The sequence below is a fragment of the Streptomyces sp. NPDC004561 genome (genome assembly GCF_053602155.1).
In genome coordinates this window covers 1-9,981 of the sequence record NZ_JBSGDB010000028.1, presented here as the reverse complement: position 1 = coordinate 9,981, position 9,981 = coordinate 1, and the positions used below count along the sequence as shown (strand labels likewise).

Sequence of the window (9,981 nt, the reverse complement as noted above, 5' to 3'; positions counted from 1 at the left end):
CATGCGTCTCATCGGACCCGAAGACCTCGATGCCGCGGTACAGGCGATTGAGGCCGGAGGACTCGTCGTCGTCCCGACCCGGCGCTGGTACATGGTCTGCGCCGACTCGAGCAACGCGCGGGCATGCGACGACATCATCACGGGCAAGCGCCGCCCGAGCGGCAAGCCACTCGCCTATGTGGCCACCTCCACCGCCTCCTGTGAGGAACGCTTTATCCTCAGCCCGGACGGCAGGCGCCTCGCGACGGCCTTCTGGCCCGGTGATCTCGCACTGCGGCTGCCGTGGAAGAACGCCGAAGATGCCGCCCAGCACGGGGCAGTCGGATCTCCCGCCCTGGTCACGATGGCCCCGGACATCCTCGGAGACCTCGCGTCGGCGGTGAAAGTCCCTCTCGCGGCGACCACAGCGAACATCTCCGGAGACGCCGGCCCGAACGACCCCGGGCCGGCCATCACGATCGACCAGGTCTACGCCTTCCTGGCCGCCTCGGGCCTGGAACCCGACGTCATCATCGACGGCGGAGTGTGCCCGGCAGCGAACCACATGACCATCGTCGACTGCTTCACCCCGGAGGCCCGGCTGGTGCGTACGGGCCTCGTCCACCAGCGGGCCATCTCGGCGGCGCTCGGCACCGAGATCCGGACCGCCTGACGACTTCGCCTCCTCCTGCCAAGCAGACAGGAGCGGACTACCGGAGCGAACATGATGCCTACGACCGGAGGGCAACCCGCTCTTGACATGCGCCCGGCAAGAGATGGCGAACGCGCTGCGGCGAGTCCTCGAAGACGCTTCTATGGGGCGCTGGGAAGGCCCCCGAGACCTGCTGACCACTACCGGTGCCGACTGGGACCGCCGGATCTTCCGACTTCAGGTGCTCGCCGAAGCGGGTGCTCGGCTGCGTTTCGCCGACACGTGGGCGAAGGCGGAACCGCGCTCGCCGCACGCACTGGCTCTCCTCGCGAACGTTCAGGCCCTCCGCGCGATGATCGCCGGGCAGAACGGCGGCCGGTCACTGATGGAGGAAGCGTGGGCCACCTGCCGCACCGCGCTGGGAGTGTGGCCGGATGATGTGGCGCCCCTGGTAGTGATGCTGGCGTTGCTGCGGACCCATGCACCGGACCGGGGTCGAGCGCGGTCAGGCCCTTGCCGTTCATGGTGGGGTCCAACCGGTCGGCCTCCGCCTTCCCCCAAGCCGACCACTCTCGCAGCCTCTCGGCTTCGACGGCGTTGTCCGATGTCGCGGCGGCTTCGTCCAGTGCGCCGCAGAACACGCGGATCTCTCCGGCCACCTTCCACTGCTCCAGGGCTGTGCCGAAGTGCTCCGCCCGTACGGCGTGCACCGCCTTGATCGAGGCGGCACTGATGGCCGACTCCCACTCCCGACGCACGCGCTCCTCCCGCTCCGCTTCCAGACGACGACGCTCCGCCTCCTGCCGCTCCCGCTCCTCGCGCAGGCGCCGCTGTTCGGCCTCCCGTTCCAGCCGAGCCCGCTCCTGCTCCTCCGCGCGAGCCTTCAGCGCCCGGAAGACGAACCGACCTGCTCCTCCAACGGCTTACGTCGCCATTACGTGAGCGGTGGCAAACGGCTGCTTCTGGCGGCATATACGCGAAGACCCCGGCCTCAGCGTTTCCGCTGGTGACGGGGTCTTTGGGCACCTCATGCTGGGTGCCCCCGGCAGGATTCGAACCTGCGCACACGGCTCCGGAGCCCAGGTGAGCTCACTGGGTCGACACCCCTCTGACCTGCGCCAATGATGCCCCATGTCGAGCAGCCAACCAAGATCATTACGTCCCCATTACGCAGGTGACCTGTCGGCCTCGGCATGCGCCCCGTATGGTCGGTCACATGATCTCGGGCAGCGACGGCGAGTGGGACGACGGCGGCGACACGGAGTTCACGGCCGGGGGTACGGCGCCCGTCCTCCGAGACGCCTGCCGCTCCGTCGGCCTCGACCCGACCGGCGCCGAGTTGCTCCGGCTTGGCTCCAACGCCGTGTACCGCTTGGTCTCGGAACCGGTGATTGTCCGCATTGCTCGTGACCCTGCCGTCCTTCCTGAGATGGAACGAGCCGTAGACGTCGCCCGCTGGCTGGAGCAGTCCAACTTCCCGGCCGCGCGCGTTCCGCGGGACACCGCCCAACCTGTGGTCGTCGGTGGCAGGGTCGTGACCTTCTGGGAGAGCGTCCAGGAGCGGGAGGAGTACGCCACGGTAGGCGAGCTTGCAGATCTGTTAAAGCGCCTACACTGGCTGGAGGAGCCCGAATCCATGGGCCTGCCGTACTTCGACCCACACGCCAAGCTGGCCTCGTCCCTGGCGGGCCTGGACGGCATCTCAGACAGGGACCGAGAGTTCCTGGAGGGGCGGGCGGCCGAGCTGGCCAAGGAGTACGACCGCCTGGACTTCGTCCTTCCCTTCGGGATGATCCACGGTGATGCCAACATTGGGAACGTCCTCCGTCACCGCGACGGCCACGCCGTCCTGATCGATCTCGACGGCCTCGCCCTGGCCCCGCGTGAGTGGGACCTGATCCTCACCGCGATCTACTACGAGCGGTACGGGTGGCACACCCGCGAGGAGTACGCGGAGTTCGTCCACCGATATGGCTTCGACCTGATGAACTGGCCCGGCTACGAAACCCTCGGGGACCTCCGCGAACTGATGATGGTGGCGTGGATCGGGCACCAGGTGACGACGAGCGAGCGCTTCGCGGCCGAGTTCGAGAAGCGCATGTACTCCCTTCGGACCGGTGAGGGCCGGGACACGTGGGGCGCCTTCTGAACAACCTCGTCCACTGCCTGCCGACTCAACGAGCGGCAGGACCGCCGGCTACGGCTGCCACCCACAACCGGTGCTCGCCTACCTGCTCCGCGAACGCCTGGGACACCGCATTGTCCCCTGCCGCGAGCAGATTCGCCCGGAACTCAGCCAGGTAACTCACGCATCGTGCGGACTTCAGGTTCTCCCCGAGATCCAGCGCATCCACCGCCACCCGGCAGGCCTCCTCGATGTCGTCGGCGCGTAGGTGGGCGTCGGCCAGCACCATCGTCGCGAAGAAGTCGCTCCGCACGTGGCTGCCGCTCATCGCGTTCTCCGCATGGGCAACCGCCTGCCTGGCGCTGTTGACGTCCCTGAAGCAGTGCGCTGCTTCGGCGGCCAACTCGGCCTCGTCGAAGTAGGCGATCCACTCGGGCTCGTCGTCGCTGTTCCTGCCCTCCAGCGCTCGTGTCGCCGCCGCCAGAGCTGCTTCACACCCTCGGACATCCCCTGTACGGGCCAGCGCGCGAGCCTCCATCGCATGGAACTGGGCTCGGAGCGTCGGCGTCGCCACCGCGGAGATGCCCATCAGGGCGGCACGGGCGAGCGTCGCTGCCTCGGTGTACCGGCCGAGGAAGGTGGCCTGGTGGCTCATCGCTGACAAGATGCTTCCGGCAAGGCGCCGATCGTTGGCGTCCTGGGCCAGCCGGAGGGCTTGAAGGAAGTAGCGCTGGGCGAGTCCGTGATGGCAGGCGTCGTACGACATCCAGCCGGCGAGAAGGGTCGCCTCCGCCACGGTGGAGTAGAGGGCCCTCCCCACGGCGTCGCTGTAGCCGCCGCGCAGCAGCGGAACAACCTCGGCACTGAGGTATTGGATAACGGACCGCCGGGCGTGGTCGCCGCCGAACTGGTCGTCGAGTCTGGCGAACATGTCGGCCGTGGTCTTCACCGTTGCCACGTCTCCGAGCCCCACTCGCAGCCCCACCGGGCGACCGGATCGGGGCGCTGGCTCCGGTGCCACCAACCACCGTAAGGACGCTTCGTTCCACGCTGGCTCGGACGCCTCGGACTGCAACAACGGCTCGTACCGGTTCAGGTCGGCGCTCCATAGCCGGTCAACCGTGTTGATCGCCGTGTCAGGGCTGTCGGGGTAGCTGGCGTCCAGAAGCGCGGCACGCTCTCTGCCGTCGTGTTCCAGCCCCAGCTCATGTGGGCTGGCGCCGTATGCGTCCCCGAGCAGGGCGCCGTAAAACCCCTCCGGCACGCTGTGCCCGTTCTCCCAGCTCGCGATGCGCCGCTTGATGCTGTCGTCGGTGGGGATCTGGTAACCGCGCTTGGCCGCGGCCTTGCGCAGTTCACGCACCAATCGCAGCTGGCTCCAGCCGAGTTCAGTTCGGGCCCGGCGTAAACGCTCGCTGATGGGGTCCATAGGAGACGGCCTTTCCCTCCTCGTGGCGGTGCAAAGGGGGTGGTGCGTGGTCCTTGACCATCACGAACGTACGCGATTTACAACCCCGTTGGCAGCGGCGAACGGGATTTGTCGCCACCACTTCGGGACGACGGGGGGTGACGGGCCTCCGCGCCACTCGTCATCCCCCGTCACCTGTCGTCATCTGCCCTGGTCAGTGCCAGTCCCGCGACGCTTAACCCACTGCGGCTCAGGCGCCGTGGGGTAGCCGACCCGAGGTGGGAAGAAGACGTGCAAACGATGACCAGGAGAGGCATCGAGTGGCTATCGGCAGCGGCGGACGACCCGGTGATGTGCCGGGCGCTCTGGGCGGACGACCCGCGTAGCCCGTCGATGATTCCCGCCGGCCGCCTCTTCGACGTGGTGTCGGTGGAACAGCGGCTCGGTCTGGAGACGTTCGATCAGATGTGCCGCCGGGACCTGCCATGCGGCCCGGTCATGGTCGACCACCGGGCCCGCAGGGCCGGCTTCTTCCTCAGCTCCAACAGCCGCGACTGGTTCACCTACTTCCTCCGGCGCGAGACCAGAGAGCCGCCGGAGTACCGCTACCTCGGTCTCAAAGCAGTGGTGGTGGTGCCGGGTCCCATGCCGCTGAGCGGCGACCGCTACGAATGGCTCCGGGCCCCGGTACGGCGTCCAGAGGCCAATCCGCTTCGTCCGATCGCCCTGGCAACAGTACTTGTCGCTGCCGCCGAGCTACTGGCACGCGTTGATCGCTACGGCGATCGGTTCAGCTCCGCCGCTGATGCCATGGCGGCCTACCCGGAGGAGTCGGCTTCCGGTGCATGAGGAATCCCGCGGCCGCCTTGACGCAGCGCGCTGGTCCCCGTTGGACAGCGACGGTTGGTACTCCGCTCGTGACGCGACTACGGCCCTCCGCGACGCCTTGATCAGCGCGGGCATGGAGCGCGACTTCCCGTACCTGCGCGCCGACCTGAACGCCTTCGGCCATGGTTTGGTCGAACTGGGCCGTGTTTCGCCTGCAACTGCCGAGCACCTGGCCGAACTGCTGCGCTTGGCCCTGGCGAGCGCTGCTGAGCCTCGCCCCGACACACAGACTGACCGCGAACCGGGGGAGTGAACCCATGACAGACCGACGCGGAGTCATCGCCCCACGCGCTGAGAACCTGACGGCCGGCGTGAGCTACGTCCGAGGCTGGGGCGAGGCTCGACGCGGTGCCGACCGGCTCGCTCAGCAACTCGCCGCTCTTGGACTTGAGGCGGATTTCCCCGGTCTCACGGCGGATGTGAATGTGCGCGGTGACGGCCTTGTCCGCCTCGGTACGGTGCGCCCTGAAGCGGCCTTGTTCCTGGCGCGGCTCATCCAGGCTGGCTTGGCAGCGAGGGATTGCGAAGCGCGGTCTTCGGCGACTCGGTTGCGCTGAACATAGAGATTCTCCTCCCCAACGAGGGCCAATCAGGGGGCCTGCAGACCGGCCGGGACCGGCGCCCTAGCGCCGCAGCCCGGACGGTCAGCAGGCCCCCTCAGTACAGCAACGCCCGTGTCTGGGCTCGCCTCACGCTCTTGTGCGCCGTTGTCACCGTGCCTGCGCCTGGGTAGCCTGCACCTAGCTATGCGGACCCGGGCTGAAGCGCTGGGTCTGACAGCAACCCGCCGTTGACCATGCGAACGGGCAAGTAGCTTGTGCGACACGTCGATTGCCAGGGTTTCCCATTCCTTCTGGCCGCATTGGCGCACGTGGGTGCCGACACGGCTTCTGAGACGTGCTGTGAGACAAAAGTGATTTACTCGTTCATCGCGCACACGAGCCCGGGGCGGAGCCGAGTGTTCGCCCTTGTCAAAGGTCCTCGCGAAAAGTTGGAGGCAGTGTTCACGCTGGGAGTTGGCGATCTCCATCTAACCGAGGAATTGGTCGACGCACTCAACGGCTTCCTGGCCAACCGGGACGACAAGGCTCTCGAAGTAGTCCTGAACCGAGTCCCGAAGGCTGTGCGCATGGCCACGCAGCAATACCTCAAGGAGAAGTGCCCGCCGATGCCCGGAGCTTTTACTGGGTTCGGTCCGATCGACGTGGTTCGCCCTGCTGTCTACTTCAGAGACATCGATGACGAGCTGGAGGAGTATCTTGAGGCTGCGTACATGATCGGGCTCGGTATTCGCATGTCGAACGAGCAGGACAGCGAAGGTGACGTCGAGTGGGTTGTGCAGTTGCTCAGCGATGAAGTCTCCGTGCCAGCCAGTGCCGAGCCTCGCACATGGGAGCTTCCCGCAGAAGCGAAGCTCCTGCAGACCTGGACGAGTAAGCAACGCACTGGCCCTGTCGGCCCCGTTCGCGGCGCGTTCAATGTGGCGGAGGAAGCAAGCGCCCAGGGGCATTGGGTAAGGATCCATACGTTGCTTCACAGCGACCGCGACGTCGACTTCGAGGGTAACGGAACTTCGGAGTTCGTCGTCGACGTCTTCGATGCGCCTATCGCGCTGCAGCGCTTGGAGGAGTAGTGGGTGGTGCTGCCGCACTCGGCAGTCGCGGCTGTTGAGCGCGGCAGCACGGCTGCCACAGTGGCTGGAAGCTTCGCAGCCCAGCGAACAGGTCTTGCGGGTTGCCATGCCAACCGCATTCGACCAGTAACGACGTCTCGTGGCTCACACCCGCCACCCGCTTTAGGAGAGAGGCTGGGTGATCCGCGGGCTGAACTGCGACTTCGTCGGCCGAGGAAGCGGGCGACTACTCGACCGCAGGGCACCGGTGTTGACCGTGGCTGACCCCTGCATATGGCACGGTTGTGGCACGAACCTCAGCCGGCGACAGTCAGCCACGACGGCGGGTGCGCCGACCGCCCAGGCGCCTGTGTGCTTCGCTGCACCCCACTGGCCTCCACCACGCTGGCAGTGCGTCGCGAGGAACTCGCTATCGCCGACTAATGGTTGCTATCCCTGCTGCTCCCAGACCAACGAGGGTCTCCCTGTTCGGTACTGCTGCCTTGCTTCGGCGAGCAGGCTTTCCAAGTAGCTTGCTCCCTGCTTGGGCACCAGCATCTGCCACTGAATCCCCTGCGGGCTGTTCTCCCTGACGCTGGCGTGAAGGACTCTCTCCAGCGCATATTGGATCGAGTCGACGGTCATCGTGTCATCGGCCGAGAGCCGTTCGAACTCCTCTGGCGATAGAGCTCGGGGGGCCGAACTCCTCAGGACAACCAAGCGGGAATCCTCTTCGTCGAGGGTGCCAAGCACCCTGGTCTCCCAGCTGCAACCGATGGTGGCCGTTTCGTCGTGACTCCTCCAGCGGACGAAATCCTCCCCGGGGTCGAGAACTGCTGGTCCAGCCAGGTGCCAGCGGACCGTCGCGATAAACCACTCACGATCGCCGATGCGATAGGCGTTTACGTCCCGAAGAGGGCCAACCTCGACTCCGTCGGGCGGCCTTACCCACGCCAGCGCTCGCCCTGCCAGCTCGCCTGCCCAGAGAAGGTGGCGACGAGCGAGGATGCACTCGAACCCACCTGATCGCAGGCTTTTGGTCATGTCGTCGTTCTCAAACGCGGCTTTGGCGATAAGAGAGGTAGAGCGAGCGAGAGCCGCCTGAACCTGCTGATCATCGACCTCGGCAGGGTGAGTGAACCGCGACACGACTTGGTCCAGCGAAGTTAGGTGCACGAAACGGTTTCCCAGGCCCACAACATCATTGGACATGGGATGACGGTAGGAGGTGCCATCGCCGAAGTCCTCTGTGTTCGAGCTGACGAAGTAGACAGTCTCCTGAGGGTGCTGACGCCCGTATTCGATGGCTGACATCCAAATGGCGACATCGCGGTAACCGGTCTTTACTGACTTGCTGCCGCTGGAGGCGATCTTCGACGGGGCAAGCCCGTTGGCTTCCCGGAAGGCTGCCTCACGTAGGGCCTCCTCGCTCGTCGGAATGACATCGACGATCGATCCGTACTCCCGGCGCCAGTGCTCGCGCACGCGATCGAGATCACACTCTTCAAGCTCCGGAACACCAGACCATGGTGTGGGTTTCCTGAGGGATTCCAAAGCAGCTGCGGCAGATTCGTACTGTTTTACATACTTCACGGCGTGTTGTGCCGCAAGTTCCTCCATAGCAACCCAAGGGACTGCTACCCGTTGGATACCCGATCCACGGATTGTCCGCAGGAGATCTGCGCTGCTGCTGCCTAGACCGCATCCGCGCAAGATGCACGTATCCAAAATGATCAAGACATGTCCTTGTCATATCAATCCCGACGATGCACATGATCTCAGGCGCAAGCTGCAGGAGACACGGATTATCTTGCCGGTTCCCGAGCTCATGCCGCCACAGAGGTGTCTCTGCGGTGCGCGACGAGGGACGCTTCGGTGTTCGAGGCAGGCGTGAACACGAGAGTTGAGGCCACTGCCGGCCACAGACGAGCGTCCCGTATCTGAGGATCGCTGGGGGCGGGTCAAGGAATGACCGCAGCGCGAGATCTCTCGTGTGCCGAGAGGCGAGGAACGCCACAGATCGCGTCTCTGAGCCTGAGAGGCTGAGTGGCTTCAGTTCAACCACTTCTTCTTGCCCTGGGTGTTGCCGGGAATCTTGGAGAGCTGGGTTTTTGCTGGTCGGGGCCGCGCTCCGGTGTGCCCAATTGGTCGTCATTGGTTGTCGGTGGGCACTGCCGAGCGACCTCGGACGGCCCAGAGACGGCCCGGGCTTCCCCCAGGATTCGCTAACCGAGACGTGATCGTCCACGGGTTACCTTCCCGGCCTGGGCGTGCCGCGACAACGTCGCCCGGCAGCATCTTCGATGGACCCAGAAATCGAACACATGCTTGAATTTGGCATGCGAAGGTTCCCCGACGACCTCACCCAGGCGCAGCAGGAGTGGAATGACACCTACCGACAGCTCGCCGAGCGGCCCGGTCGGACCGAGCTGCGCCGGCGTCTGTACCGACTGTCGGCTCAGCTGTACTTCCATCCCTACTGGCAGCAACGGCGCCCCAGCCCCGCAGCATGGTGGGAACTGCGTGCCCTGGGACAGCCGGACGGACGCGCGAGTGAGCGGCGGCTTCACCCATGACGCACTGGAATGCGGGGCCACATGTCCCAGATGATCCTGAAGGCATGTCCGGCCCGATCCGCGTGATCCTTCATCCGCCGTCGCCCACAGGCAGCCGACGGGTGCGCGCGGACGGCGAGATGCTCGGCCTGGCCCACAACGTGGCCGACGTCGCCGAGTTCCTCCGCCGAGCCGGGCTGGAGATCGACCCAACGGAGGTAGCGGAGTGCCCGTGGATCGACTGGCGCGGACTAGGGCCGGAGTGCTGGGGTCTGGAGACGTGATGCCCTGGGCGTACCGCACCGAGGCCATCATCTTCTGATCCGTAGCTCTACAGAGATTGGTCAACCAGGGCCATAGAGGTTGCTATTCGGTCCCTGAGGGCGGTTGCCGGTCGTAATCGGTTGCTGAGGTTGCTGCATTTCTCTGCTGTACAGCGCGGGCGGCGGCGAGGTTGATGCGGCTGATCAGGGTGTGCGGGTGGGTGTCGCCCAGGACCTGCTCGAACTGGGCGAGGACGGTCTCGTACAGAGGGATGGCCCGTCCGAGGTCCCCCGCCGACTCGTAGGCGCCGGCGAGGTTGTTGCGGCTGATCAGGGTGTGCGGGTGGGTGTCGCCCAGGACCTGCTCGAACTGGGCGAGGACAGCCTCGTGCAAGGGGATGGCCCGTCCGAGGTCCCCCGCCGACTCGTAGGCGCCGGCGAGGTTGTTGCGGCTGGACAGTTAGTTCGTGAGTGTTTAACCCAGGTCGTGATGGCGCTT

General features: G+C 65.8%; 10 protein-coding genes. 7 read left to right on the top strand and 3 right to left on the bottom strand.

Going from position 1 to position 9,981, the window contains the following annotated elements:
- The first annotated feature begins 1 nt into the window (after position 1).
- Positions 2 to 652 carry an L-threonylcarbamoyladenylate synthase gene (locus ACWEN3_RS06310; RefSeq protein ID WP_452966351.1) on the top strand — a complete coding sequence of 217 codons (651 nt, stop codon included), beginning with the start codon at positions 2 to 4 and terminating at the stop codon, positions 650 to 652.
- A 1,195-nt stretch (positions 653 to 1,847) separates the two neighbouring features.
- Entirely contained in the window at positions 1,848 to 2,780 is a 933-nt protein-coding gene (locus tag ACWEN3_RS06305; protein ID WP_452966348.1) for a phosphotransferase enzyme family protein, read from the top strand.
- Positions 2,781 to 2,805: 25 nt separating this feature from the next.
- On the opposite strand, the gene ACWEN3_RS06300 is transcribed toward ACWEN3_RS06305, so the two are convergent.
- Complete coding sequence (locus ACWEN3_RS06300) at positions 2,806 to 4,059, bottom strand: hypothetical protein (protein WP_452966413.1); 1,254 nt, start codon at positions 4,057 to 4,059, stop codon at positions 2,806 to 2,808.
- Between the two features lie 405 nt (positions 4,060 to 4,464).
- On the opposite strand from ACWEN3_RS06300, the gene ACWEN3_RS06295 reads away from it, so the two are divergent.
- From ACWEN3_RS06295 to ACWEN3_RS06285, 3 genes are all read left to right on the top strand, one after another.
- Complete coding sequence (locus tag ACWEN3_RS06295; protein ID WP_452966411.1) at positions 4,465 to 5,013, top strand: bifunctional DNA primase/polymerase; 549 nt, start codon at positions 4,465 to 4,467, stop codon at positions 5,011 to 5,013.
- Positions 4,970 to 5,305 carry a hypothetical protein gene (locus tag ACWEN3_RS06290; RefSeq protein ID WP_452966346.1) on the top strand — a complete coding sequence of 112 codons (336 nt, stop codon included), beginning with the start codon at positions 4,970 to 4,972 and terminating at the stop codon, positions 5,303 to 5,305. Before ACWEN3_RS06295 ends, ACWEN3_RS06290 begins: the two co-directional genes overlap by 44 nt.
- A 747-nt stretch (positions 5,306 to 6,052) precedes the next feature.
- A complete protein-coding gene (locus ACWEN3_RS06285) occupies positions 6,053 to 6,685 on the top strand; it encodes a hypothetical protein (RefSeq protein WP_452966344.1) in 633 nt (210 codons plus the stop codon).
- Between the two features lie 429 nt (positions 6,686 to 7,114).
- Here the strand turns inward: ACWEN3_RS06285 and ACWEN3_RS06280 are convergent, their stop codons facing one another.
- The gene (locus ACWEN3_RS06280; protein ID WP_452966409.1) at positions 7,115 to 8,392 is read right to left on the bottom strand and encodes a PIN domain-containing protein; all 1,278 of its coding nucleotides are present in this window, start codon (positions 8,390 to 8,392) and stop codon (positions 7,115 to 7,117) included.
- A 611-nt stretch (positions 8,393 to 9,003) separates the two neighbouring features.
- Here ACWEN3_RS06280 and ACWEN3_RS06275 point away from each other — a divergent pair.
- Positions 9,004 to 9,240 carry a hypothetical protein gene (locus ACWEN3_RS06275; RefSeq protein WP_452966341.1) on the top strand — a complete coding sequence of 79 codons (237 nt, stop codon included), beginning with the start codon at positions 9,004 to 9,006 and terminating at the stop codon, positions 9,238 to 9,240.
- A gap of 44 nt (positions 9,241 to 9,284) precedes the next feature.
- Positions 9,285 to 9,503 carry a hypothetical protein gene (locus tag ACWEN3_RS06270; RefSeq protein ID WP_452966338.1) on the top strand — a complete coding sequence of 73 codons (219 nt, stop codon included), beginning with the start codon at positions 9,285 to 9,287 and terminating at the stop codon, positions 9,501 to 9,503.
- An 82-nt stretch (positions 9,504 to 9,585) separates the two neighbouring features.
- On the opposite strand, the gene ACWEN3_RS06265 is transcribed toward ACWEN3_RS06270, so the two are convergent.
- Complete coding sequence (locus ACWEN3_RS06265) at positions 9,586 to 9,942, bottom strand: tetratricopeptide repeat protein (RefSeq protein ID WP_452966407.1); 357 nt, start codon at positions 9,940 to 9,942, stop codon at positions 9,586 to 9,588.
- Positions 9,943 to 9,981: the final 39 nt, after the last annotated feature.

What these genes read in the sequence shown, in the direction of transcription:
- ACWEN3_RS06310 (WP_452966351.1), top strand. Translation starts at nt 2, where the DNA reads ATGCGTCTCATCGGACCCGAAGACCTCGATGCCGCGGTACAGGCGATT.
- ACWEN3_RS06305 (WP_452966348.1), top strand. Translation starts at nt 1,848, where the DNA reads ATGATCTCGGGCAGCGACGGCGAGTGGGACGACGGCGGCGACACGGAG.
- ACWEN3_RS06275 (WP_452966341.1), top strand. Translation starts at nt 9,004, where the DNA reads ATGCGAAGGTTCCCCGACGACCTCACCCAGGCGCAGCAGGAGTGGAAT.
- ACWEN3_RS06270 (WP_452966338.1), top strand. Translation starts at nt 9,285, where the DNA reads ATGTCCGGCCCGATCCGCGTGATCCTTCATCCGCCGTCGCCCACAGGC.
- ACWEN3_RS06295 (WP_452966411.1), top strand. Translation starts at nt 4,465, where the DNA reads ATGACCAGGAGAGGCATCGAGTGGCTATCGGCAGCGGCGGACGACCCG.
- ACWEN3_RS06290 (WP_452966346.1), top strand. Translation starts at nt 4,970, where the DNA reads ATGCCATGGCGGCCTACCCGGAGGAGTCGGCTTCCGGTGCATGAGGAA.